At 68.8% G+C, this 21,881-nt stretch carries 18 protein-coding genes; 11 read left to right on the forward strand and 7 right to left on the reverse strand.

Features of this window, described 5'->3' with window-relative positions:
- The first annotated feature begins 23 nt into the window (after positions 1-23).
- From ACF8NF_RS26030 to ACF8NF_RS26045, 4 genes are read left to right on the forward strand one after another with little or no spacing between them, the layout of a single operon-like run.
- Positions 24-1,541: a sugar ABC transporter ATP-binding protein gene (locus ACF8NF_RS26030; protein ID WP_392451541.1), complete on the forward strand. Its 1,518-nt coding sequence runs from the start codon at positions 24-26 to the stop codon at positions 1,539-1,541.
- Positions 1,538-2,563, forward strand: a complete 1,026-nt coding sequence (locus ACF8NF_RS26035; protein ID WP_392451542.1) for an ABC transporter permease — start codon at positions 1,538-1,540, stop codon at positions 2,561-2,563. Before ACF8NF_RS26030 ends, ACF8NF_RS26035 begins: the two co-directional genes overlap by 4 nt.
- 60 nt (positions 2,564-2,623) lie before the next feature.
- On the forward strand, positions 2,624-3,592 hold the full coding sequence (locus ACF8NF_RS26040) for a sugar kinase (RefSeq protein ID WP_209672880.1): 969 nt from the start codon (positions 2,624-2,626) through the stop codon (positions 3,590-3,592).
- A gap of 4 nt (positions 3,593-3,596) precedes the next feature.
- Entirely contained in the window at positions 3,597-4,991 is a 1,395-nt protein-coding gene (locus tag ACF8NF_RS26045) for a D-tagatose-bisphosphate aldolase, class II, non-catalytic subunit (RefSeq protein WP_392451543.1), read from the forward strand.
- Positions 4,992-5,167: 176 nt separating this feature from the next.
- Here the strand turns inward: ACF8NF_RS26045 and ACF8NF_RS26050 are convergent, their stop codons facing one another.
- Positions 5,168-6,082: a LysR family transcriptional regulator gene (locus ACF8NF_RS26050; RefSeq protein ID WP_016448084.1), complete on the reverse strand. Its 915-nt coding sequence runs from the start codon at positions 6,080-6,082 to the stop codon at positions 5,168-5,170.
- Positions 6,083-6,200: 118 nt separating this feature from the next.
- Here ACF8NF_RS26050 and ACF8NF_RS26055 point away from each other — a divergent pair, with 118 nt between their 5' ends.
- Positions 6,201-7,244 carry a bile acid:sodium symporter family protein gene (locus tag ACF8NF_RS26055; RefSeq protein ID WP_392451544.1) on the forward strand — a complete coding sequence of 348 codons (1,044 nt, stop codon included), beginning with the start codon at positions 6,201-6,203 and terminating at the stop codon, positions 7,242-7,244.
- Between the two features lie 59 nt (positions 7,245-7,303).
- Here ACF8NF_RS26055 and ACF8NF_RS26060 read toward each other — a convergent pair whose 3' ends face one another.
- The 5 genes from ACF8NF_RS26060 to ACF8NF_RS26080 all read right to left on the reverse strand — a co-directional run bounded on the left by ACF8NF_RS26060 (position 7,304) and on the right by ACF8NF_RS26080 (position 11,540).
- Positions 7,304-8,404: a DUF6817 domain-containing protein gene (locus ACF8NF_RS26060; RefSeq protein WP_099733951.1), complete on the reverse strand. Its 1,101-nt coding sequence runs from the start codon at positions 8,402-8,404 to the stop codon at positions 7,304-7,306.
- Complete coding sequence (locus ACF8NF_RS26065; RefSeq protein ID WP_392451546.1) at positions 8,401-8,931, reverse strand: cupin domain-containing protein; 531 nt, start codon at positions 8,929-8,931, stop codon at positions 8,401-8,403. The genes ACF8NF_RS26060 and ACF8NF_RS26065 overlap by 4 nt, the downstream gene beginning before the upstream one ends.
- 4 nt (positions 8,932-8,935) lie before the next feature.
- A complete protein-coding gene (locus tag ACF8NF_RS26070) occupies positions 8,936-9,745 on the reverse strand; it encodes a MetQ/NlpA family ABC transporter substrate-binding protein (RefSeq protein ID WP_392451547.1) in 810 nt (269 codons plus the stop codon).
- A gap of 79 nt (positions 9,746-9,824) precedes the next feature.
- The gene (locus ACF8NF_RS26075; protein ID WP_012205011.1) at positions 9,825-10,490 is read right to left on the reverse strand and encodes a methionine ABC transporter permease; all 666 of its coding nucleotides are present in this window, start codon (positions 10,488-10,490) and stop codon (positions 9,825-9,827) included.
- Positions 10,491-10,493: 3 nt separating this feature from the next.
- Positions 10,494-11,540, reverse strand: coding sequence for a methionine ABC transporter ATP-binding protein (locus ACF8NF_RS26080; protein ID WP_392451548.1), 1,047 nt, complete (start codon positions 11,538-11,540; stop codon positions 10,494-10,496).
- Between the two features lie 433 nt (positions 11,541-11,973).
- On the opposite strand from ACF8NF_RS26080, the gene ACF8NF_RS26085 reads away from it, so the two are divergent.
- The 6 genes from ACF8NF_RS26085 to ACF8NF_RS26110 all read left to right on the forward strand — a co-directional run bounded on the left by ACF8NF_RS26085 (position 11,974) and on the right by ACF8NF_RS26110 (position 20,834).
- Entirely contained in the window at positions 11,974-14,895 is a 2,922-nt protein-coding gene (locus tag ACF8NF_RS26085; RefSeq protein WP_392451549.1) for a xanthine dehydrogenase family protein molybdopterin-binding subunit, read from the forward strand.
- Entirely contained in the window at positions 14,892-15,479 is a 588-nt protein-coding gene (locus ACF8NF_RS26090; protein ID WP_034392455.1) for a (2Fe-2S)-binding protein, read from the forward strand. The genes ACF8NF_RS26085 and ACF8NF_RS26090 overlap by 4 nt, the downstream gene beginning before the upstream one ends.
- A 5-nt stretch (positions 15,480-15,484) precedes the next feature.
- Positions 15,485-16,954 (forward strand): c-type cytochrome, encoded by a 1,470-nt coding sequence (locus tag ACF8NF_RS26095; RefSeq protein ID WP_392451550.1) that lies wholly within the window; start codon positions 15,485-15,487, stop codon positions 16,952-16,954.
- Between the two features lie 461 nt (positions 16,955-17,415).
- Entirely contained in the window at positions 17,416-18,321 is a 906-nt protein-coding gene (locus tag ACF8NF_RS26100; RefSeq protein ID WP_074923637.1) for an SDR family oxidoreductase, read from the forward strand.
- Positions 18,318-19,823, forward strand: a complete 1,506-nt coding sequence (locus tag ACF8NF_RS26105) for an acyl-CoA synthetase (RefSeq protein WP_392451551.1) — start codon at positions 18,318-18,320, stop codon at positions 19,821-19,823. Before ACF8NF_RS26100 ends, ACF8NF_RS26105 begins: the two co-directional genes overlap by 4 nt.
- A 33-nt stretch (positions 19,824-19,856) precedes the next feature.
- Positions 19,857-20,834, forward strand: a complete 978-nt coding sequence (locus tag ACF8NF_RS26110; protein WP_012205004.1) for a tripartite tricarboxylate transporter substrate binding protein — start codon at positions 19,857-19,859, stop codon at positions 20,832-20,834.
- 27 nt (positions 20,835-20,861) lie between these two features.
- Here ACF8NF_RS26110 and ACF8NF_RS26115 read toward each other — a convergent pair whose 3' ends face one another.
- Complete coding sequence (locus tag ACF8NF_RS26115) at positions 20,862-21,776, reverse strand: LysR family transcriptional regulator (protein ID WP_017407664.1); 915 nt, start codon at positions 21,774-21,776, stop codon at positions 20,862-20,864.
- Between the last annotated feature and the right edge of the window lie 105 nt (positions 21,777-21,881).

Below are 21,881 nucleotides of genomic sequence, written 5' to 3' on the forward strand. Positions count from 1 at the left end.
CACACAGCCACCCAGGCCGTGCCATGCTCGCCGCCGTTGCGCCGCCCCCCATGCTCGAAGCCCGGGCGCTGGCCAAATCCTTCGGCGCCGTGCAGGCGCTCAAAGGCGTTTCCTTCCGCCTGCGCGCAGGCACGGTGCACACGCTGCTGGGCGAGAACGGGGCCGGCAAATCCACCCTGCTCAAGATCCTGGCCGGCGTACACCGGCCCGATGGCGGCCAGCTGCTGGTGGCCGGCGCCCAGGCCCGGCTCGGCAGCCCCGCCGATGCGCAGCGCCACGGCATCGCCATCGTTCACCAGGAGCTGAGCCTGGCGCCCAACCTCAGCGTGGCGGACAACCTGTTTGCCGCGCGGCTCCCGCAGCGGGCCGGCTGCGTGGACCGCCGCGCACTGCGCCGCGACGCCGCCGCGCTGCTGGCCCGACTGGGCATGGACCTGGACCCCAACGCGCAGGTGGCCGAACTGTCGCTGGCCCAGCGCCAGCTGGTGGAGATCGCCAAGGCGCTGTGCCAGCCCTCGCGCATCGTCATCATGGACGAGCCCACGTCCTCGCTCAGCGACAGCGAGGCGCAGATTCTCTTCACCCTCACCGCCCGCCTCAAGGCCGAGGGGCGCGCCATCATCTACGTCTCGCACCGCATGGACGAGATCATGCGCATCTCGGACGAGATCACCGTCATGCGCGATGGCAGCTCCATCTGCACCCTGGCGCGGGACGAGACCGACATCGGGGCGCTGATCGCGCTCATGGTGGGGCGCCAGATGCAGGACATCTATCCGCCGCGCGGCCCCGCCCCTGACCGCAGCACGCGCGCCCTGCTCCAGGTGCGCGGCCTGGGCCTGGCCGGGCGCTTCGAAGGCATTGACTTCGAGGTCCATGCGGGAGAGATCGTGGGGTTCTTCGGGCTGGTGGGCTCGGGCCGGTCCGATGTCATGGATGCGCTGTTCGGCATGCACCGCTGCACGGGCAGCATCCTCATGCACGGCCGGCCGCTGCGCCTGCGCTCGCCGGCCGACGCCATCGGCCACGGCGTGGCTTTCGTGACCGAGAACCGCAAGGAGCAAGGCCTGGTGCTGGACCAGTCCGTGCAGCACAACATCTGCATGGTGCAGGTGCACAGCGGGCGCGGCGGCGCACTGCTCACCGACGAGGCCGCCGAGCAATCGCTGGCCCGCGCCTGCGTGCAGCGGCTGAAGATACGCGTTGCCGGCCTGCACCAGCCCGTGCGCCAGCTGTCGGGCGGCAACCAGCAAAAGATCGTGTTCGCCAAATGGCTGGCCATGCGGCCCCGGCTGCTGGTGCTGGACGAGCCCACGCGCGGCATCGACGTGGGCGCGAAGTTCGAGATCTATGCCCTGATCCGCGAGCTGGCAGCGGCCGGCACCGCCGTCATCCTGGTGTCGTCGGAGCTGCCCGAGGCACTGGCCCTGAGCGACCGGCTGCTGGTCATGCGCAACAAGCGCCTGGTCCAGAGCCTGGACACCCTTCATCTGCGCCAGGAGACCGTGATGGCGCACGCCACCGGAGCAGGACTGCCATGAACCATTCCGACCTGGGCCTCCCCGCCACGGGCGCGCCCGAAGAACGCCTTCCCGGCGACCGGCGGTATGACGGCAGGCATGGCTGGCGGCATGCCTGCAAGCCGCTGCGGCGCCATGCCGGCACGCTCATGGGCCTGGCCGGCCTGGTGGCGCTGTTTTCCCTGCTGTCGCCCGCCTTTCTCACGGCCGGCAACCTGCTCAACGTGCTACTGCAGGTGTCCATCATCGCCATCGTGGCCTTCGGCATGACCTATGTGCTGCTGCTGGGCGAGATCGATCTCTCGGTGGGATCGGTGGTCGCCCTGGCCGGCAGCGCGGCCGGCCTGATGCTGGGCCAGGGCCTGGCGCCTGCCCTGGTGCTGCCCGCCGTGCTGCTGTGCGGCCTGCTGCTGGGCGCGGTCAACGGCTCGCTGTCGGCGCTGCTGCATCTGCCGTCCTTCATCGTGACGGTGGCGACCATGGGCATCTTCCGGGGGCTGGCCTATATCGTCTCGGGCGGCATGCCGGCGCCGGTGGACAGCGAAGCCTTTCTGTGGATCGGCAATGGCGAGCTGCTGGGCATGCCCGTGCCCATCTGGATACTGGCCGCGCTGCTGGCTGCCAACCACTTCGTGCTGTCGCGCACCGTGTTCGGCCGCAAGACCTATCTGGCAGGCGGCAATGCCGAGGCGGCCATCTATGCAGGCATACGCGTGGGGCAGCTGAAGATCGCCATCTTCATGCTGTCGGGGCTGATGGCGGCCGTGGGCGGCCTGCTGCTCACCTCCCGCCTGTACTCGGCCCAGCCCAACGCGGCCATGGGCTGGGAGCTGGACGCCATTGCCGCCGCCGTGCTGGGCGGCACGCGCCTGGCCGGAGGCCACGGCAGCGTTGCGGGCACCTTGATAGGGGCGCTGATGATCGGCGTCATCAACAACGGCATGAACCTGATGAGCGTGCCCTACTTCTACCAGCTCATCGTCAAGGGCAGCGTGATTCTGGTGGCCGTGTGCATCGATGTGCACAGCAGGCGCAGGCGCTGACGCATGGGCCGGTGGTGCAGCGAACGGCGCACGGGGTTTGATTCCAAAGGGAGGGAGAGCATGCAATCCATCATGACCATGGGCGAGATCCTCGTCGAAATCATGGCCGAGCGAAAAGGCCAGAGCTTTCGCGCGCCGGGGCCGCTGGCCGGGCCCTATGCCAGCGGGGCGCCCGCCATCTTCATCGACCAGGTCGCCCGGCTGGGGCATCCGGCCGCCATCATCGGCTGCGTGGGCGATGATGATTTTGGCTGGCTCAACATCGACCGCCTGCGCCGCGACGGAGTGGACACCAGCGCCATCGCCGTGTGCAAGGGCGCCGTCACGGGCAGCGCCTTCGTCACCTACCGCGACAGCGGCGAGCGCGACTTCATCTTCAACATCACCAACAGCGCCTCGGCACAGCTGCAGCCCGAGCAGGTCAACCAGGCCGTCCTCAAGGACTGCGCGCACTTCCATGTCATGGGCTCGTCGCTGTTCTCGTTTCGCATCATCGATGCCATGAAGAAGGCCATCGAGATCGTCAAGGCCCAGGGCGGCACCGTGTCCTTCGACCCCAACGTGCGCAAGGAGATGCTGCGCATCCCCGAAATGCGCGAAGCCCTGGCCTACATCCTGGAGTTCACCGACATCTTCCTGCCCAGCGGCCACGAGGTCACCCAGCTGGCCCGCTCGGCCGACGAGGCCGGCGCCATCGCCGAGATCTTTGCGCGCGGTGTGCGCGAAATCGTGGTCAAGCGCGGCGCCGACGGCTGCAGCTACTTCAGTGCCGACGAGCGCATCGACCTCGACGCCCTTGCCGTGGACGTGGCCGACCCCACGGGCGCGGGCGACTGCTTTGGCGCTACCTTCATCGCCTGCCGGCGCCTGGGCAAGACCGCGCTGCAATCGCTGCGCTACGCCAATGCGGCCGGCGCGCTGGCCGTCGCCAGCAAGGGGCCGATGGAGGGCACATCCGGCTTTGCCGGGCTCGACGCGCTGCTGGCACAACAGCCGCAGCACCTGCGGCATGCGGTGATGGAGGGCTGAAACCATGCCCGCCCATCTCACCCACCCCACCCATCTCACCCACTTCACCCGCCTGGCGCAGTCACGCTCCGGGCAAACGCCAGCAGCCGCAGGCGATGCGCTCGCAACAGGCAGCGCACTTGGCATCTACTCCATCTGCTCGGCCCATCCCCTGGTCATCGAGGCGGCCATGCACCAGGCGCTGGACGACGGCACGCCCCTGCTGGTGGAAGCCACCGCCAACCAGGTCAACCAGTTCGGCGGCTACACCGGCATGCAGCCCGCCGACTTCCGCGGCTTCGTGCTGGCCATCGCCCACCGCGTCGGCCTGCCGCCCGACCGCGTGCTGCTGGGCGGCGACCACCTGGGTCCCACGGCGTGGACGCACCTGCCTGCCGCCGAGGCCATGGAACTGGCGCAGGACCTGGTGCACGCCTATGCGGCGGCCGGCTTCGTGAAGCTGCACCTGGACGCCAGCATGGCCTGCGCAGACGACCTCCAGGCGCTGGACGACGAAACCGTGGCCCGCCGCGCTGCCCTGCTCTGCCAGGCGGCCGAGCGCGGCAGCACCTGCCCGGCGCCCGGCCCCGTCTACGTGATCGGCACCGAAGTGCCCGTGCCCGGCGGCGCCGCGCATGCGCTGGAGCATGTGCAAGTCACTGCCCGCGCAGACGCCCAGCGCACGCTGCAGGTGCACCGCGACGTCTTCGCGCAACAGGGGCTGGACCCCGTCTGGCCGCGCATCATTGCCATGGTGGTCCAGCCCGGGGTGGAGTTCGATCACACGCGCGTGGTGGACTACGCGCCCGGTGAAGCGGCCGACCTCAAGCAGTTGCTGCGCCAGCACCCGCAACTGGTCTTCGAGGCCCACTCCACCGACTACCAGCGGCCCGAGGCCCTGCGCCAGCTGGTGCAGGACGGCTTTGCCATCCTCAAGGTCGGCCCCGGCGCCACCTTTGCGCTGCGCGAGGTGCTGTTCGCGCTGGCCTCCATCGAAGAGCAGCTTGTGGACGCACCCCAGCGCTCCCACCTGCCCGCCGTGCTGGAGTCGGCCATGCTGGGCCGCCCCGCCAACTGGGAGCGCTACTACCGCGGCGAGCAGCCCGATCCCGGCGCCCAAAGGCTGCTGCGCATCTACAGCTACAGCGACCGCATCCGCTACTACTGGGCCGACCCCACGGTGAACGCCGCCGTGGCGCGGCTGCTGGACAACCTGTCCGCCTGCACCCTGCCCGAGAACATGCTCAGCCAGTTCCTCCCAGCCCAATACCAGGCCGTGCGCGCCGGGCGGCTGGCACCCTCGCCCCACGCACTGGTGCTGGACCGCGTGCGCGAGGCGATACGGCCGTATGCGGCGGCCTGTGGGGGCTGCCCTGACAATCCAACGCGGGGTGGTTGCCATGCACAAACTCACACTTGATCTGGATGACGCCACGTACGGCTTGTTGGAGCAGGCAGCCAAGGCCCAGGGCATGTCAAAGAGCCGCTGGATGGCCCTGGCCATTCATGACCACTTCAGACGAGAGTGGCCTCAGGACTGCCTGGAACTGGCGGGCCGTTTCGCTGACTTTCCGCTACGCGATGAGCCGGCGCAGCTCACAGCTGCCCCGCCTCCCCCCTGATCAAATCCCACACGCTTTGCGCCACGGGCGACAGTTCGCGTTGGCGGCGGCGCACCAGCATGATGTCGCGCTGCACGCGCGGCAGCAGGGGGCGGCTGGCAAGGGCGTCGGGGGCGGCGCCACTCGCGGGAATTCGCCATGCCTGCGGCACGGCCAGTTCCGGCACCACGCTCAGGCCCAGGCCCGCCTGGAGCATGCAGAAGATGGTGGTGGTGTGGCCGACTTCCTGCACCACGGCGGCCTCGGCGTCGTGGGCCTGCAGCGCGGCGTCGATCAGGCGGCGGCTGCCCGAGGCGTGGTCCAGCAGTACCAGCGGCTGGCCGGCCAGGTCGCTCCAGGCCACCTGGCGCTTGCGGGCCAGCCGGTGCGTGGCCGGGCAGACCAGGCAAAAGGGCTCGCTGAGTATGGTTTCGCAGTACAGGTCATCGCGGCCCTGCGGGTCGATGACCACGCCGAAGTCCACCTCGCCGCTGCGCACGCTTTGCAGCACATCGCTCTGGATGCGGTCCAGCAGCAGCAGCTCGATGCCCGGCGCCTGCTCGCGGCAGCGCGCAATGCAGCGCGGCATCAGGTGGGCCGACAGCGTGGGGCTGCTGGCCACGCGCACCTTGCCCAGGCGCTGGGTGGCCAGGCCGCTGACTTCGAGCAGGCATTCATCCAGCGCGTCCAGCACGCGCGTGGCATGGCCTTGCAGCAGGCGGCCGGCGTCGGTCAGCTCCACCTCGCGCGTGGTGCGGTGCAAAAGCTGCACGCCCAGGGCCTGCTCCAGCTCGGTGACATTGCGGCTGACGGCAGGCTGGGTGAGCGCCATCAGTTCGCCGGCTCGGCTGAAGTTGCGGCTTTCCGCCACGGCCAGGAAGGCGCGCAGCTGGCGCAGGCTGATATTCATACGGAAAAATTATAAAACCATCAGATAAATCCATTTCTCTTTTCAATGACCGTGGCGTCCAATCGGGGCCTTGCAGCCTGGCTGCACGAACCGATAGTTAGTTGGAGAGAGTTTTCCCATGGCACGCCCCCGCTTCGCCCCTGACAATTTCACGCTGATGCTGCTGTCCACCGTGGCACTGGCCAGCTTCCTGCCCGCCTCGGGCGCCGTCTCGCAGTGGCTGGAGGTGGCGACCACGCTCATGGTCAGCCTGCTGTTCTTCCTGCACGGCGCCAAGCTCTCGCGCGAGGCCATCTTTGCCGGCATAGGCCACTGGCGCCTGCACCTGACCATCTTCGCGGCCACCTTCGTGCTCTTTCCCCTGCTGGGCTGGGCGCTGCGCCCCGTGCTCGAGCCCCTGGTCACGCCCGAGATGTACATGGGCGTGCTCTTCCTGTGCACGCTGCCGGCCACGGTGCAGTCGGCCATCGCCTTCACGGCCATGGCGCGCGGCAACATGCCCGCTGCCGTGTGCAGCGCATCGGCCTCCACGCTGATGGGCATCGTGATCACGCCCATCCTGGTCAGCATGCTGCTGCACAAGAGCGCCGAAGGCGGCGACGCGCTGCAGGCCATCGGCAAGATCGCGCTGCAGCTGCTGCTGCCCTTTGTGCTGGGCCATCTGCTGCGGCCCGTGATCGGCGGCTTCATCTCGCGCCATGCCAAGCGCGTGAAGTTCGTGGACCAGGGCTCCATCCTGCTGGTGGTGTACACGGCCTTCAGCGCCGCCGTCATCAGCGGCCTGTGGCAGCAGACGCCCCTGCCCGCGCTGCTGGGCCTGCTGCTGCTGTCGTCCATCCTGCTGGCCCTGGTGCTGGTCATCACGTCATGGACGGCGCGCCGCCTGGGCTTTTCCAAGGAGGACGAGATCACCCTGGTGTTCTGCGGCTCCAAGAAGAGCCTGGTCAGCGGCGTGCCCATGGCCAAGGTGCTGTTCGAGTCCAGCGCCGTGGGCGCCATCGTGCTGCCGCTGATGATCTTCCACCAGCTGCAGCTCATGGTCTGCGCCGTGCTGGCCCAGCGCTATGCACGCCGGCCCATGCACCCCGAGGCGATCGAGGATGGCGCCGCGCCCGCCAGCGCTGCGCCGGCCGCCAAGGCCGAAACGGCGCCGGCCAAATAAGGCGCGGGCGCGCTCCCATAACGAAAAAGCCTGGCTCTCGCGCCAGGCTTTTTTGCATCTCAGCCCTTCAGGGCCAGGTTGTTGAGCTTGTCCAGACGCTCGGGCCAGCTTCCCTGCTGCGCCGACTGCAGCAGGATGCGCGTCCAGGCGATCCAGGCGTCCCACTGCACGCGCTTGTCCCAGGCATTGCCCCAGCCGCTGAAGCACTGCAGCGCGCTGGTGGCAGCGCGCGCGGCGTCGTCGGCGCGGCCGGCAGACAGGTAGAGCTGGGCCAGCACCATCTGCGGCTCGCCCACCCAGGGGTTCAGGCGCACGGCGCTTTCCAGCACGGCCGTGGCGGCGTCCAGATCCACCAGCGGCTGGTCCAGCTGGATCACCGACCAGTACAGCGATACGGCAGCGGCCTCGTCGCCGGGCGACAGCTGCCGGCTGCAATGGTCGAACACCGGCGGCAGCGGCAGCTGGGCGCGCAGCGCCGGGTGCTGCAGCGCACGGCCCAGGTCGCTGATCTGGCTGAGCATGCGGCTGGCAGGCCGCATGGGACCGGGCCACAGCGAGGCCGCCCAGTGCACGCCCTGCTGCCGCTGGTTCTGCACCTGCGGAAACTGCGAGTAGATGTCTTCCTGCCAGCTGAACCACTGCTCCATGGCATCGGCCATGCTCACGATGGTGAAGGCCGCCACCTCATAGGCGCTCAGGCGCTGGCTGCGGCCGGCGGATTCCAGCGCCATGGAGCCGTCTTCGGCCAGGTCGCCGGCCAGGATCTTCTGCATGAACTGCGTGCGGCTCATGGTGCAGAACAGGTAGACCAGGTGCTCGGCGCCCTCGCCCACCAGCTCGCGCAGGCGGCCGCGCTCGCTGCCCGCATCGAACTTGACCAGGTCCACGAAGGCGTTGCCATAGACGCTGTGCAGCAGGCCCAGCAGGCGCACGTCGCGCGGCTGGCGCCACAGCGCCAGCGAACGGGCCACGCCCGCCAAGTGGTGGCGGAAGGTGCCGGCCTTGTGCCAGTCCTGGCCCACGCCGCGCGCCAGCACCACGGGCAGCACGGGGGCGAGGTCGGCATCCTTGGCCAGCCATTCCTCGTCCAGCAGGTCCTGGGCGCGCGTGAACAGCGCCTCGTCAAGTGTCTGGAACAGTGTCGGGACAGGCAGGCTCATGCAGGCACCTCCATGGCAGCGGCGGGCCGCTGGGTATATTGCGCCACCCAGCCCGCCGTGTCGGCGAACAGGCGCAGCGCCTTGATGCGCCGCGTGGCGGTCAGCGTGAAGCGGTGCTCCACGCCCGCCGGTATGCGCAGGTAGTCGCCGGGCTGCACGCGCAGCACGCGCTCTTGGCCGTGGGCATCAAAGAAGCCGAACAGGCCTTCGCCTTCGAGGATGTAGCGCACCTCGTCATCGGCATGGGTGTGGGGCTTGTCGAAGCGCTCCAGCGCCTCGTCCAGGCCCGGCGTGCCCGGGTGCAGCACGACCAGGTCCATGCTGTGGTAGCCATGGGCCACGCATTCGTCGACCACCAGCATGCCCACGGCCTGGACCACGGTGGCCTTGCCGCCGTCATCCAGCTGGGCCTGCGCCAGCAGCGTGGCCAGGCCGGGCTCGGGCGCCAGCGGACGGTGCTGCCATTGCACGCCGATGGCGGCCACGAAGTCCGCGTCGGAAACTTGGTGGGATGCGAGGCTGCCCATGGTCTTACCAGGCCGCCGTGTAGGCGCCCTTGAACTGCGTGTCGATGAACTGGCGCACCTCGGGCGATTGGTAGGCCTTGACGAAGGCCTGCAGGCCCGCGTCCTTTTCATGGCCGGCGCGCGTGGCGATCAGCACGGTCACGTACGGCGTGTCCGTGGCTTCCAGCGCCAGCGAATCCTTTTGCGGCGACAGGCCTGCGGCCACGGCATAGCTGCTGTTGACGGCGGCGGTGTCCAGATCGTCCAGCGAGCGCGCCAGCTGGGCGGCCTCCAGCTCGACGAAGCGCAGCTTCTTCGGATTGGCGGTGATGTCCAGCACCGAGGCACGAGCGCCCGCGCCGGTCTTCAGTTCGATCAGCTTTTGCGCGGCCAGCACCATCAGTGCGCGAGAGCCGTTGGTGGGGTCGTTGGGGATGCCCACGCGCGCACCGCTCTTGAGGTCGGCCAGGCTTTTGATCTTCTTGGAGTACACGCCCATCTGCTGGTTGACCGCACGGGCCACGGGCACGAGCTTGTAGCCGCGGTCCTTGTTCTGGGCGTCCATGAAGGGCTGGTGCTGGTAGATGTTGGCATCCAGCTCGCCCTGCGACAGCGCCGCATTGGGCTGGATGAAGTCGCCGAACTCGACCAGCTTCACCTTCAGGCCGTTCTTCTCGGCCACTTTCCTGGCCACCTCGGCGATCTGGGCATGCGGGCCCGAGGTCACGCCGATGGTGACCGAGCCGTCGGCCGCATGGGCCGGCAGCGCGGCCATTCCCGCCAGGGGCAGGACGGCGGTCAGGGCCAGCGATTGAAGCAATGCGCGCTTTTTCATGGAATCCCTCTTTCAGACAATCTCGCGGCAGCTTGCCGCCCCGGCCACGCCAGCCGCACCGGCCGCCGGGGTGTGTGGATCAGCGGTGGCTCAACCTGCGCACCGCCCAGTCGCCCAGGCTCTGGATGGCCTGCACGAAAAAGATCAGGATGATGACCACGGCCAGCATCACATCGGGCAAAAAGCGCTGGTAGCCGTAGCGGATGCCCAGGTCGCCCAGGCCGCCGCCGCCGATGGCGCCGGCCATGGCCGAGTAGCCGGTCAGGCTCACGAAGCTGATGGTCAGGCCTGCCACGATGCCGGGCAGCGCCTCGGGCAGCAGGATCTTCCAGACGATCTGGCCCGTGGTGGCGCCCATGGACTGGGCCGCTTCCACCAGGCCGTTGTCCACCTCGCGCAGCGCGGTCTCCACCAGGCGCGCCACGAAGGGGGCTGCCGCAATGGTCAGCGGCACCACGGCCGCCCAGGTGCCGATGGACGAGCCCGTGATCAGACGCGTCAGCGGGATGATGGCGACCAAAAGGATGATGAAGGGGGTGGAGCGCAGGGCATTGACGATCCAGCCCACGATCTTGTTGGCCGGGCCGTTCTGCAGCACGCCGCCGTGGTCGGTCAGGCGCAGGAACACACCCAGGGGAATGCCGATCAGGCCGCCCACCAGGCCCGAGACGCCGACCATGATGATGGTCTCCCACAGCGAGCTGACGAACAGCTCCAGCATCATTTCCGAAAAATTCTCAAACATCGCTCAATCCCTGGTGGAAACGATCTGCACCTGCACGCCGGTGGCGCGCAGATGGTCCACGGCGGCATCGATCTTTGCCGCGTCGCCGCTGGCGAAGACGGCCAGCGAGCCGAAGGTCTGCTCCTGGATCTCGTCGATCTGGCCATGCAGGATGGACAGGTCCAGCCCCAGCTCGCGGATCAGGTGCGACAGGATGGGCTGGTAGGCGCTCTCGCCCGCATACGACAGGCGCAGCAGCCGGCCTTGCTGGCTGGGCGCCAGCTGGGCGGCCAGCGCATTCACGCGCACGGCCACCGACTCGGGCAGTTGCTGGGGCACGATCTCGTCGATCAGGCTGCGCGTGATGGCCTGCTGCGGGCGCGTGAACACGTCGATCACGGGGCCCAGCTCGGCGATCTCGCCGCCGTCGATCACGGCCACGCGGTCGGCGATCTGCTTGATCACCTGCATCTGGTGCGTGATCAGCACCACGGTCAGGCCCAGTTCGCGGTTGACCTTGCGCAGCAGGTCCAGGATGGAGCGCGTGGTCTCGGGGTCCAGGGCCGAGGTGGCTTCGTCCGACAGCAGCACCTTGGGGTGGCTGGCCAGCGCGCGCGCAATGCCCACGCGCTGCTTTTGCCCGCCCGAGATCTGCGCCGGATAGCGGTCGCGCAGCGCGCTCAGGCCCACCAGGTCCAGCAGCGGGTCCACGCGCTTCTTGATGTCGTCGGCCGACATGCCCGCCAGCTCCAGCGGCAGCGCGGCGTTGTCGAACACCGTGCGCGAGGACAGCAGGTTGAAATGCTGGAACACCATGCCGATGTCGCGGCGCGCCGTGCGCAGCTCGGCATCGCTGAGCTGCATCAGGTCCCGGCCGCCCACCAGCACCTGGCCGGAGGTGGGACGGTTGAGCAGGTTCAGGCAGCGCACCAGCGAGCTTTTGCCCGCGCCGCTGCGGCCGATGATGCCGAACACCTCGCCCGACTCGATCTGCAGGTTGATGCCCCGCAAGGCATGGACGGGCCCGGTGGGGCCCTTGTAGGTCAGGGAAAGATCCCGAATCTCGATCATGAAAAAACGCCGCGGCGCAGGACGGCCTGGGGACGCCGCTGCGCATTGTTGGGAAGTGGGAGCAAATATAGGTTGCGCGTATAAAAACGCAAACTATAAAAAAATTAAGTAATAAGAAGCTCCGGTTATGCCCAGGACTTCACTACTTTCTGCACAACCCTCAACTATGCCTGAATGTGGACACGCCCTGGCCCTGCCGGGCTATGCGCGGCACCACGGAGCACTGAGGCAAGGCCCTTCTTGCGGCGGCGTCTGATTGACAGTATGGCCGGCACGCTGCCGTCGCGGCCTGGCGGTCCTGGCCCGCTCCTGCTTTTGACGATTGCAGGCACCCGCCGCTGCCGCCGCGCTGACGCCAGAAGCAGCCTTTGCTGACAGGCCGCGCGGCACGCGCCCTCCTACAGTGGGCTCAACCCCACAGGAGAAGAGCGCCATGCGCCCAGAACAACACTCCGGCGCCGGCAGCCAGGCCGGCGCGGCTCCCTTGTCGCGGCGCGGCTTTCTGCAGGCCGCCAGCATCGCAGGCGTCAGCGTCTGGGTGGCGCCGCTGGCCAGCCAGGCCTATGCAGCCCTCTTTGAAGATCGCGTCCTGGGCAGCGTGGCCCGCGAGCCGGCCACCCAGCTGCCGCGCATGCGGCTCGATGGCCGCTCCAAGGTCATGGGCGCCAAGGTCTTCGCCCGCGACATCCGCGCCCGCGACATGCCGCACTGGCCCCAGCAGCAATCCCATGCCTTCATCGTGCGCACCACGCTGGCCGACCGGCTGTTCGACGGCATGGACCTGTCTTCCCTGGACGGCGAACTGGCGCCCGACCGCGTGGTCACCGCCGAAGACCTGGCGCGCGACGGCCTGGCCTTTCCCGAGTTCTATGGCGAAGACATGCTGCTACCCGCAGGCAACACCCCCGCCTACCTGGGCCAAGCCGTGGCCATCCTCATCTACCACGACTTCGCGCGCTTTCGCTTTGCCAAGGAAAGGCTGCAGGCCACGGCCGGCGTCATCCGCTACGGCCGCATCACGGGCGCGCTGGACCGTCCGCCCTGGGGCGTGTTCCGCTATGTGCGCCAGGGCGGCGCCACGGCCTTTGACGAAGACGTGTTCTCCAGCCTGCGCGATGCCCCGCTGTTCCCCGCCGAGCGCAAGCCGCTGGTCTGGCCGCAGATCTCCAAGGCCGACGCGGTCACGGCACGCGGCCTGCGCGCGGCCGAGCAGATCGCCCAGGAACTGGCCACGCCGCCGGCCGACTGGCTGGTGCTGCAGCGCCACTACGCCACGCAATCGGTGGACACGGCCGCGCTGGAGCCCGACAACGCCAACTGCTGGTATGACGCGGCCACGCAAAGCCTGCACATGGTGCTGGCCACGCAGTCGCCGCACGAAGTGGCCGAATGGGCTGCGCAGATGGTGCAGGCCAGCAGGTTCCCGCTCAAGCGCCTTTTCGTGCACCCGTGCTACACGGTGGGCTACGGCTCCAAGGACCACGCGCCCATGCCCTACTACGGCCTGGTCTGCGCGCTTTATGCGGATGGCAAGCCCGTGCGCCTGGCCAATGACCGGTTCGAGCAGTTCCAGTCCTCGCTCAAGCGCCATGCCTTCGAGATCGACTACACCATGGCCATCGACAGGAAGACCGGCCTCTTCCAGAGCCTGGTGGCCAACATGACGGCCAATGGCGGCGGCCGGGCCAACTTCTCGCCCTCGGTCGCCATGGTGGGCGGCACGGCGGCGCAGTCCATCTACTACTTTCCCAAGAACGACATCACCGCCGTGGCCCTGGCCAGCCGCGCGCTGGACGCGGGCTCGGCACGCGGCTACGGCACGCTGCAGAGCATGGCGGCCACCGAAATGATGGTGGACGAAATCGCAGAACTGCTGCAGATCGACCCCATCGAGCTGCGCCTGCGCAACGTGCTGACCTCGGGCGCCAAGAACACCCAGGGCGCCATTGCCGCTGGCGCCCTGCGCGCCGACGAGGTGCTGGAGCGCGCCCGCCGCCATCCGCTGTGGACCGAGCGCGCCAAGCGCAAGACCGCCTACGAGGCCAGCCACCCCGGCCAGCGCTACGGCGTGGGCTTTGCCTGCGTGCAAAAGGACTTCGGCACGGGCGGCGAGGCGGCCTTCGCCCGCATCGAGATATCGCCCCAGGGCCGCGTGCTGCTGCACCACTCGGGCACCGAGATCGGCACGGGCATGGGCACCTCGCAGGCCCAGCTGTGCGTGCAGTGGTTCGGCAAGCCCGCCGACGAGCTGCAGACCGCCTGCCTGGACTGGCCGGAGTTGCCGCTCAAGGCCGAGGGCGACAACTACACCATGCCCCAGGCCGACCAGGACCGCTTCGCCACCCGGCCGCTGTGGACGCCGGTCTACGCCTCGCCGGCCAGCGCCAGCAACTCGGCCTACTACTACAGCCACGCCACCAGCGAGACGGCGCGCGTGGTCTTCGAGCACGGCCTGTGGCCGGCCGCCGTCGCCATCTGGAGCCAGGGCACGGGCGGCGGCCAGAAGGCGCCCTACGTGGTGCGCCGCGAGGACGCGCGCTGGGTCAACGGCATGCTCACGGCCAACGGCATGCAGCCGCTGTCCCTGCAGGCCCTGGCCCAGAAGGCCCATGCCATGCAGCTGGTCACGGGCGCCGTGGGCCATACCTTCAACCGCTGGCAATGGGCCGAGGCCGACTTCGACATCCTGGGCACCAGCGCGCGCCGGCCGCTGGACGCGCTGGCCGTGCGCCTGGGCAGCGCGCCCGATGCTTCCGCCGTCACGCCGGCCCCTGACACCAGCGACACGCCGCAGGCGGCCACGCCCGTCGAGGCCTCTGTCACCGCGCGGCGCAGCGCCGCCGGCTACCGCATGATTGCGCGGCGCAACCTGTTCTATCCGCCCATGCAGCGCAACAACGCAGGGGTCACCTACTACAGCGCCAATGCGGCCTTGGTCGAGCTGGCGGTGGACACGGGCACGGGCGCGGTCGAGCTGCTGGCCCACCACTCCATCATGGAGTGCGGGCGGCCCATCGTGCCCGAGCTGGTACATGGCCAGCTCGAAGGCGGCATCGCCATGGGCATAGGCCATGCGCTGTACGAAACCATGCCGCTGTACGAGGGCGGCCCCGGCGACGGCAACTGGAACTTCCACCGCTACCACCTGCCGCGCGGCAGCGAGGTGGCGGTCTGGAAGCAGACGGCCGAGCTGCTGGCACCGCTGTCGGACACCGATCCGCCCAAGGGCATTGCCGAGGTGGTGATGATTCCCATCGTCGCCGCCATCGTCAACGGACTGCACCACGCCATAGGCAAGCGCTTCCACGACCTGCCCGTGACCCCGCAAAAGATCAGGGAGGCCCTCGCACCATGAGCCTTGTCCCGCGCCCCTTGTCGCTGACCGTCAACGGCCAGAGCGTCGGCCCCATGGACGTGCCCGAAGGCATGCCCATGATCGACTTCCTGCACGAATACCTGAACCTCACCGGCTCGCGCCTGGGCTGCGGCATCGGCGAATGCCGGGCCTGCACCATCATCGTGGACGGTCCCGAGGGCAGCCGCGAGATGCGCACCTGCATCACCGGCGCCCACTACTTCCAGGGCCGCAAGGTCCGCACCATCGAAGGCATTGCCGACCCGGCCGGCGCGGACACCGCGCCCCCGCCCTCGCCCGGCGCCTCGGGCCAGCCGCGCAAGGTCATTGCCATCAGCCCCGTGCAGCAGAAGTACCTGGAGCATTTCAGCTTCCAGTGCGGCTACTGCACGCCGGGCTTCGTCATCGCGGCCACGGTGCTGGTCGAGCGCCTGGCCAAGGCGCCCATCCGCGCGGCCGATGTGGAACAGGTCGTGGGCGAGGCGCTGCAGCCCCACCTGTGCCGCTGCACCGGCTATGTGCGCTACTACGCGGCCGTGAAGGACCTGGTCCTGAACACGCCCGGGCTGACCTTGAAAGGATGAGCGCCATGTCCGCCGCCGACCCCAGCGCAGCCACCCCCACCGGTGCCACCGCCGCCACCGCCGCGCCACCCGCAGACTACAGCGGTGCCCGCCCCCCGCCACCGCGCAGGCCCAGGCGCCGCTGGCGCGGGCTGCTGCTCATCCTTCTGCTGCTGGCCGTGCTGTTTGCCATTGCCGCCGTCTGGGGCAACCGGCCCCATGTGCCGCAGCGCGAGCCGCAGGCCGTGCACCGCAGCCCCCAGCAGTTGGCCCAGGGCCTGTATCTGGCGCGCGCCGCCGACTGCATGGCCTGCCATGACGGGATGGGTGGCATGGGTGGCGCCCGGGAAGGCCAGCCCTTTGCGGGCGGCAAGCCCCTGCCCACGCCCTTCGGCACCCTCTACGGCACCAACATCACCCCCGACCCGGACCACGGCATAGGCCGCTGGACGGCCGAGGAATTCCACGCCGCCGTCACCCGCGGCACGGCGCCGGGCGGGCGCCAGCTCTACCCGGCCATGCCTTATGCCTCCTACCACCTGATGAGCCGCGAAGACTCGGACCTGATCTACGGCTACCTGATGAACATCCGGCCCGTGGCCCAGCCCAACACCAAGCCCGCCCTGCCCTTCCCCTTCAACCTTCGCGTGCTGATGTTCGGCTGGAAGACGCTGTTCCTGTCCAGCGCTCCCCTGCCCGTAGGCTCGCAGGGCCAGAGCCCGGCCTGGCTGCGCGGGCAGTACCTGGGCAATGTCATGGGCCACTGCGCCGAATGCCACACGCCGCGCGGCATGTTCGGCCAGATGCAGAAGGACCGCTGGCTGCAGGGCGGCACGCTGTCGCTGTTCACGGCCCCCGGCATCACCGCAGAAGCCCTGGCCGCACGCGGCTGGACGCGCGAGGGCATGGCCCAGTTCCTGCAGACGGGCTTCTCGGCCCACGGCAGCGCCTTCGATGAAATGCACGAGGTCATCGCCAACAGCACCCGGTACCTCACGGCCGAGGACATGACGGCGCTGTCCACCTTCCTGCTGGGCGACAACCCGCCCGCGCCCCAGCCCCTGCCGGCCGCCGCGCCCCCGGATTCCGGCACCGGCAACAGCGCGGGCAATGGCGCCGGCAACGGCGCGGGCACGCTGGACGCAGGCCGGGGCCACTACATGGCGCTGTGCGCCAGCTGCCACGGCAGCGAAGGCCTGGGCCGCAGCCTCACCATGCCCCCGCTCAAGGGCAACAGCACCGTGCGCCAGGCCGACGCCCGCAACCTGGTGCTGGCCATCCTCGTCGGCCTGCCCAAGCACCCGGCCACCCAGCAGGGCCCCACGCCCCTGCCCGGCATGCCCGGCTTCATGCAGGAACTGACCGATGGCGAAGTCGCCGCCCTGGCCAACTACACCCGCGCCACCCTGGGCGGCCAGCCCGCCGACGTGACGGCCGGCCAGGTGGCCGACCTGCGCAGCGCAGCCGGAAAGTCAGGGCACAAGGCTGCGCCGTGAGACACCGGCTGTTCTACGGAGCCCAACCCGTATGCCCGCGCCTGCGGCGTGGCGGTTGCGGGGTTGCAAGCCTGCCGAAGGACAGGCTTGCTTCGTCATCTGACTCGCCGTGATGTTTGAGTGAAGCGCGCAGCGCGCAACGAGTTTCACGGCGAACCCCGCAACCGCCACGACGCAGGTTGCCCGCAGCGAAGCGGAGGGTCGCGGACATCCGGGTCGCCTTCTTTGATCTGACCTTTCTTGGCGAATCAAGAAAGGGCAGTCGGCTGCCGGGCCGAGACCCGGCCTCGAAAAACAACCACCCGGCAGGGGGAAATGAGCCCCCCCCTGCACTCGCTGACAAGCCGCGATCACAGCCCGAAACCCCGCCCATTGTTTCCACCACGGAACCAACCGCGTTCCACCACCCTCCTTTCCCAGCCGCCCCTGTCTCCCTAGAGTGAAAGCAAAAGGAGACAAGCATGTTCGAAGCCAATCTATTCCAGGGCCAGCGCGTCCTGATCACCGGGGGCGGCACGGGGCTGGGCCTGGCCATGGCGGCCAAGCTGGCGGAGCTGGGTGCCGAGCTGCACCTGTGCGGCCGGCGGCATTCCGTGGTGCAGCAGGCCTGCGAGATGCTGAACAACGACACGGGCGCGCAGGCCTTTGCGCATGAACTCGACATTCGCCAGCCCGAGGCCGTGCACACCGTCATCGACCGCATCTGGGCCGAACACGGCCCGCTGACGAGCCTGGTCAACAACGCGGCCGGCAACTTCGTCAGCCGCACCGAGGACCTGAGCATCAACGGCTTCCATGCCATCTCGGACATCGTCTTCCGGGGCACCTTCTACGTCACCCAGGCCGTGGGCCGCCGCTGGATCGCCGAAGGGCTGCCGGGCTCGGTGCTGTCCATCGTCGTCACCTGGGTGGATACGGGTTCGCCCTTCGTCGTGCCCTCGGCCATGTCCAAGGCCGGGCTGGACGCCATGACCAAATCGCTGGCCGTGGAATGGGGCCCCAAGCACATACGGTTCAACGCGATTGCACCGGGCGTGATTCCCACCCAGGGCGCCAGCCAGCGCCTGCGCCCCAGGATCGACGGCAACGAGGACTCGGCCGACCGCCGCCGCCTGGACAACCCCACGCGCCGCCTGGGCACGGGCGAGGACATCGGCAACATGGCCGCCTTCATCCTGGCCCCGGGCAACACCTGGCTCAACGGCCAGACCATCACGCTGGACGGCGGCGACGCCCTGGCCAACGGCGCCTACTTCACCGAATACCAGGCCTGGGACGATGCCGACTGGGCGCGCGCCCGGCAGATGGCCAAGGCCGCCAACCAGCCCAACGTCAACGATGGGGAGCAGGAGGCCACGCCCACATGAGCACCGCCGCCACGCCCCATTCCACCCTGGTCTTCGAACAGCGCACGCTGACCGGCGCCGCCCAGCAGCAGCGCGGCCGCCAGCTGGCCCAGGGCCTGCGCAGCCTGGGCCTGGCCGAAGGCGACGTGCTGGCCGTCTTCCTGCGCAACGGCATCGAATACGCCGACGTGGTCCATGCCTGCCGCATTGCGGGCATCTACTACTGCCCCGTCAACTGGCATTTCACGGCCACGGAGATCGACTACATCCTGGCCGACAGCGGCGCCCGCGGCCTCATCACCAGCCAGGACCTGCTCGACGGCCTCAAGGGCGAGCTCTATGCGGACCTGCCCCGGCGCGTCGCCCACGCACGCGAGCCGGAGCAGGACTACGAAACCTGGCTGGCCGCCCAGGCACCCTACGACGGCCCGCTGGTCGCGCCGCGCGGCCACATGGCCTACACGTCGGGCACCACGGGCCGCCCCAAGGGCGTGCTGCGCAAGGCGTTTCCCGTGGAAGAACTGCCCCGGCGCCTGGCCGTGAACCAGGCGCTGATCGCCACCGCCTACGGGCTGCGGCCCGGCGCGCGCACCCTGCTGACCGCACCCATCTACCACAGCGCGCCCAGCCTGTACTTCCAGAACGCGCTCATGCTCAGCGAGCTGGTGGTGCTGGAGCAGCGCTTCGACCCCGAGCGCTTCCTGCAGCTGGTGCAGGAGCACCGCATCGACACCGCCTACATGGTGCCCATCATGTACGTGCGCCTGCTCAGGCTGCCGCGCGAAGTGCGCGAGCGCTACGACATCTCCTCGCTGCGCTTCATCGCCTCCACCGGCTCGCCCTGCGCGCCCGAGGTCAAGAAGGCCATGATCGAGTGGATGGGGCCCATCATCAACGAGACCTATGCCTCCAGCGAGTCGGGCCTGGTCACCTTCATCGGCTCGGCCGACGCCCTCACCCACCCCGGCAGCGCGGGCCTGCCGCTGCAGGACGCCGAGGTCCGCATCCTCGACAGGCAGGGCCAGGCGCTGCCCACGGGCGAGGTCGGCCTGATCTACGTGCGCCAGCCCGCCTATGCCGACTTCACCTACAAGGGCAACGAAGAGGCCCGCCGCAAGATGGACCAGGGCGGCCTGATCACCCTGGGCGACATGGGCTACCTGGACGAGGAAGGCTTTCTCTACGTCTGCGACCGCGACTCGGACATGGTGATCTCCGGCGGCGTGAACATCTACCCGGCCGAGATAGAGAACGAGCTGCTCAGGCACCCCGGCATAGCAGACTGCGCCGTCATCGGCGTGCCCGATGCCGAGTACGGCGAGCGGCTGCTGGCCCTGGTCGAGCCCGGCCAGTCAGGCACACTGCCCGAAGCGGAACTGAAAGAATGGCTGCGCGGCCGGCTGGCGGCCTACAAGCTGCCGCGCAGCTTCGTCTTCCAGCGCCTGCCCCGCGACGACAACGGAAAGATCGCCAAAAGAAAGCTGCGCGACGCCCACTGGGGCGCGACGCAGCGCAAGATCTGAACCCGCCAACACCGAAAGAGAAGGAGACAACGCATGAACAAGGCCATTGCATTGCTGCTTGCCGCTGCGGCCACCGCAGCCGCAGCCCCCGGGTTCGCCCAGTCCGACTACCCCAGCAAGCCCATCAAGCTCATCGCCCCGTATGCGCCGGGCGGCTCGGTCGACGTGCTCGCCCGCACCCTGGCCACGCACCTGTCCACGGAGCTCAAGCAGTCCGTGGTCGTGGAGAACCGGCCGGGCGCCAACACCATGATTGCCGCCTCGGCCGTGGCGCGCTCGCCGGCCGACGGCTACACCCTGCTGCTGGCCAGCAATGCCAGCATGGTGCTCAACCCCCTGCTCTACAAGAAGCTCAGCTACAACCCCGACCGGGAGCTGAAGCTCACCAACATCCTGGCCGAGGCCCCGCTGGTGCTGGTCACCAACAGCCAGACCGGCATCAAAAACGTGGCCGACCTCAAGGCCTACTCCAAGGCCCACGCGGGCAAGCTCAACTACAGCTCGGTCGGCCTGGGCAACCCGCTGCAGCTGACCACCGAGCTGATCAAGTCCCGCCTGGACGTGGCCGCCACCCACATTCCCTTCAACGGCAGCGCGCCGGCCCTCACCGCCCTCATGGCCAACGACACCCAGCTCATGGTGGACGTGGCCGGCACCTCCCTGCCCCACATCAAGGCCGGCAAGCTGGTGGCCATTGCCACCACCGGGCCGGAGCGCTCGCAGTTCCTGCCGCAGACGCCCACCATTGCCGAATCGGGCGTGCCGGGCTTCAGGGCCTCCACCTGGTTCGGCATTGCCGTGCCCGCAGGCACGCCCGCGGACGCGCGCAACACCCTGCAGGCCGCCGTCAACAAGGTCATGCTCAACCCCGAGTTCGCCAGTGCCCTGGGCAACCAGACCCTGGCCGCCAGAAAACCCCAGACCCAGGCCCAGCTCGACGACTTCCTGGCCGCTGACGGCCAGATGTGGCGCAAGGTGATCGCGGACAACGCGATTGCGCTGGAGAACTGAAGACCGAAAAGGTGATGAACTAGGTGCCTAAGGATCGGACACCTCGGCCTGCTCCACGAAGCGCAGCAGGCTGGCCCTGAGGAACTCGGTCATCACCTTGACGGCATGCGAGGGCCGGCGGTCCTCGGCCGTGATGATGTACAGCCGGTCGCCCAGGCCGGACACCGTCCAGTCCGGGCACACGCGCTGCACCGCGCCCGATCGCAGCTCGTCCATCACCATGTAGTTGGGCAAGGTGGCCACGCCGCTGCCCCGGAGCATGGACTGCTTGAGGAAGGGGAAATGCTCGCTGGTGATGCAGGGCTCGCACTTGAGCGCAATCTCCTGCTGCCCCTTTTTCACCGAGACGGCATAGGTCTTGCCGTCGCCGGGCGGCGTCAGCAGCACGCCGTGGGGAATCTCGGCGGGGTCGTGGAACGGCCGCGCCTTGGCATAGGCGCTGCTGGCATACAGGCCAAAGCCCACCGGCCCCAGATCGCGCGCCACCAGGTGCTCCTGCACGTCGCGCGCCACGCGCACGGCCACATCCACCTGGGCGCTCATGGGATCGCTGACCCGGTTGGAGAACAGCACGCGGATGCGCACCTGCGGGTGCCGCTTCTGGAACGCCAGCAGCATGTCGGCCAGGTACAGCTCGCCCAGGCCCGTGGGAATGCTCAGCCGCACCGAGCCCGTCACCACATGCTGCAGCGCGTCGATGGCGCCCTGCGCCGCCTCCACCTCCTGGATGATGCTGCGCCCGTGCTCGTACAGCACCTCGCCCGCCGCCGTCAGCAAAAAGCTGCGCGTCGTGCGGTGCAGCAGGGTCACGCCCAGCGCCGTCTCCAGCGCCTTGAGCTCCTTGCTCACCTTGGAGCGCGTGATGTCGCGCTTGCGCGCCGCAGCGCTGAGGCTGCGCGCGTCCACGATCTCTACGAAATTGCGGATGAGGTTGATGTCCATGGCTTGAGAGCGGCAGGTCAGGCGGTCCGCCTTGTTCGCGGCCGCAGGCAACGCGCCCGGACCGCCACCCCCGGACTATGGCACCGTCACGACGCCTGGCCCCGC

Origin of the sequence: Delftia sp. WSY_22 (genome assembly GCF_043104185.1) — a bacterium.
In the GTDB taxonomy this organism is placed as follows: domain Bacteria; phylum Pseudomonadota; class Gammaproteobacteria; order Burkholderiales; family Burkholderiaceae_C; genus Comamonas; species Comamonas tsuruhatensis.

What these genes read in the sequence shown, in the direction of transcription:
- ACF8NF_RS26115 (WP_017407664.1), bottom strand. Translation starts at nt 21,776, where the DNA reads ATGGACATCAACCTCATCCGCAATTTCGTAGAGATCGTGGACGCGCGC.
- ACF8NF_RS26070 (WP_392451547.1), bottom strand. Translation starts at nt 9,745, where the DNA reads ATGAAAAAGCGCGCATTGCTTCAATCGCTGGCCCTGACCGCCGTCCTG.
- ACF8NF_RS26040 (WP_209672880.1), top strand. Translation starts at nt 2,624, where the DNA reads ATGCAATCCATCATGACCATGGGCGAGATCCTCGTCGAAATCATGGCC.
- ACF8NF_RS26065 (WP_392451546.1), bottom strand. Translation starts at nt 8,931, where the DNA reads ATGGGCAGCCTCGCATCCCACCAAGTTTCCGACGCGGACTTCGTGGCC.
- ACF8NF_RS26105 (WP_392451551.1), top strand. Translation starts at nt 18,318, where the DNA reads ATGAGCACCGCCGCCACGCCCCATTCCACCCTGGTCTTCGAACAGCGC.
- ACF8NF_RS26050 (WP_016448084.1), bottom strand. Translation starts at nt 6,082, where the DNA reads ATGAATATCAGCCTGCGCCAGCTGCGCGCCTTCCTGGCCGTGGCGGAA.
- ACF8NF_RS26110 (WP_012205004.1), top strand. Translation starts at nt 19,857, where the DNA reads ATGAACAAGGCCATTGCATTGCTGCTTGCCGCTGCGGCCACCGCAGCC.
- ACF8NF_RS26075 (WP_012205011.1), bottom strand. Translation starts at nt 10,490, where the DNA reads ATGTTTGAGAATTTTTCGGAAATGATGCTGGAGCTGTTCGTCAGCTCG.
- ACF8NF_RS26045 (WP_392451543.1), top strand. Translation starts at nt 3,597, where the DNA reads ATGCCCGCCCATCTCACCCACCCCACCCATCTCACCCACTTCACCCGC.
- ACF8NF_RS26055 (WP_392451544.1), top strand. Translation starts at nt 6,201, where the DNA reads ATGGCACGCCCCCGCTTCGCCCCTGACAATTTCACGCTGATGCTGCTG.
- ACF8NF_RS26035 (WP_392451542.1), top strand. Translation starts at nt 1,538, where the DNA reads ATGAACCATTCCGACCTGGGCCTCCCCGCCACGGGCGCGCCCGAAGAA.
- ACF8NF_RS26080 (WP_392451548.1), bottom strand. Translation starts at nt 11,540, where the DNA reads ATGATCGAGATTCGGGATCTTTCCCTGACCTACAAGGGCCCCACCGGG.
- ACF8NF_RS26090 (WP_034392455.1), top strand. Translation starts at nt 14,892, where the DNA reads ATGAGCCTTGTCCCGCGCCCCTTGTCGCTGACCGTCAACGGCCAGAGC.
- ACF8NF_RS26095 (WP_392451550.1), top strand. Translation starts at nt 15,485, where the DNA reads ATGTCCGCCGCCGACCCCAGCGCAGCCACCCCCACCGGTGCCACCGCC.
- ACF8NF_RS26060 (WP_099733951.1), bottom strand. Translation starts at nt 8,404, where the DNA reads ATGAGCCTGCCTGTCCCGACACTGTTCCAGACACTTGACGAGGCGCTG.
- ACF8NF_RS26085 (WP_392451549.1), top strand. Translation starts at nt 11,974, where the DNA reads ATGCGCCCAGAACAACACTCCGGCGCCGGCAGCCAGGCCGGCGCGGCT.
- ACF8NF_RS26100 (WP_074923637.1), top strand. Translation starts at nt 17,416, where the DNA reads ATGTTCGAAGCCAATCTATTCCAGGGCCAGCGCGTCCTGATCACCGGG.
- ACF8NF_RS26030 (WP_392451541.1), top strand. Translation starts at nt 24, where the DNA reads ATGCTCGCCGCCGTTGCGCCGCCCCCCATGCTCGAAGCCCGGGCGCTG.